A 1280-nucleotide genomic window follows, 5' to 3' on the forward strand; every position below is an offset into this window, starting at 1 on the left:
GTGAACCGCCCCGGGTTTAGTGGAGGCTCCACTCTTTGAGAGAATGGAGCCATGAGCAAGCAAACCAAGTTTTCCCCCGAGGTCCGAGAGCGGGCCGTACGTCTGGTGCAAGAACAGCGCAGCGAACATCCGTCGCTGTGGGCCGCAGTCGAGTCCATCGCACCAATGATTGGCTGCACGAGCCAGACGCTGTTGGGGTGGGTCAAGCAAGAGCAAGTCGAGAGCGGCGAGCGCGACGGAGTAACTACGTCGGAGCGTGAACGCCTCAAGGCGTTGGAGCGCGAAGTCAAGGAGTTGCGCCGCGCCAACGAGATCCTGAAGCTGGCGAGCGCATTTTTCGCCCAGGCGGAGCTCGACCGCCGATTGAAGTCCTGAAGGCTTTTGTCGATCAGCATCGCGACGCCTTCGGGGTCGAGCCGATCTGCAAGGTCTTGCAGATTGCCCCGTCGGGCTACCGACGCCATGCTGCGCAGCGTCGCAATCCGTCGCAGCGCTCTGCGCGATCCAAACGCGATGAGTGGCTTCGGCCCGAGATCAAGCGGGTCTGGCAGGCCAACATGCAGGTCTACGGGGCCGACAAGGTCTGGAAGCAGATGAACCGGGAAGGCATCGTGGTGGCACGCTGTACGGTCGAGAGGCTGATGAGGCAGCAGAGTTTGCGCGGCGCGATTCGCGGCAAACGGGTTCGCACGACGACTCCAGATGCGAGAGCAGCGCGCCCGCCGGACCTGGTCAACCGTCAGTTCAGAGCCGAGCGACCGAACCAGCTCTGGGTTTCGGACTTCACCTACGTTTCGACGTGGCAGGGTTGGCTGTACGTGGCGTTCGTGATCGACGTGTTCGCGCGGCGCATCGTCGGCTGGCGGGTCAGTTCGTCGATGACCACGGACATCGTTTTGGATGCACTTGAACAGGCGCTTTACGCTCGCCAGCCTGGCAATGATGGCTCTCTCATCCACCACTCCGACCGCGGGTCGCAGTACGTCAGCATTCGCTATAGCGAGCGTTTGGCCGAGGCGGCCATCGAGCCGTCGGTTGGTAGCCGGGGCGAAAGCTATGACAATGCATTGGCCGAGACGATCAAAGGCTTGTACAAGGCTGAGTTGATCCATCGTCGTACTGCCTGGAAAACGCGTGAATCCGTTGAACTGGCCACACTGGAATGGGTAGCCTGGTTCAACCATCATCGGCTGATGGAACCCCTTGGCAATATCCCGCCCGCCGAAGCTGAGGCAAACTACTACAGGCAGCTTCAAATCCCTGCCGCTGAACCGCTATTA

At 60.9% G+C, this 1280-nt stretch carries 1 protein-coding gene and 1 other annotated feature; the gene reads left to right on the forward strand.

Features of this window, described 5'->3' with window-relative positions:
- Positions 1 to 51 precede the first annotated feature (51 nt).
- Positions 52 to 1280, forward strand: a protein-coding gene (locus tag F7R19_RS29505) for an IS3 family transposase (protein WP_150982961.1) whose coding sequence is annotated in 2 segments (ribosomal slippage) — positions 52 to 340 and positions 340 to 1280 — 1230 coding nt annotated over the 2 segments. Because the reading frame shifts where the segments join, the coding sequence is not laid out codon by codon here. This gene is flagged as partial in the annotation.
- Positions 330 to 446 (forward strand) — a sequence feature (AL1L pseudoknot). It overlaps the preceding gene by 117 nt.

The sequence above is a fragment of the Cupriavidus pauculus genome, from assembly GCF_008801835.1.
GTDB lineage: Bacteria > Pseudomonadota > Gammaproteobacteria > Burkholderiales > Burkholderiaceae > Cupriavidus > Cupriavidus pauculus.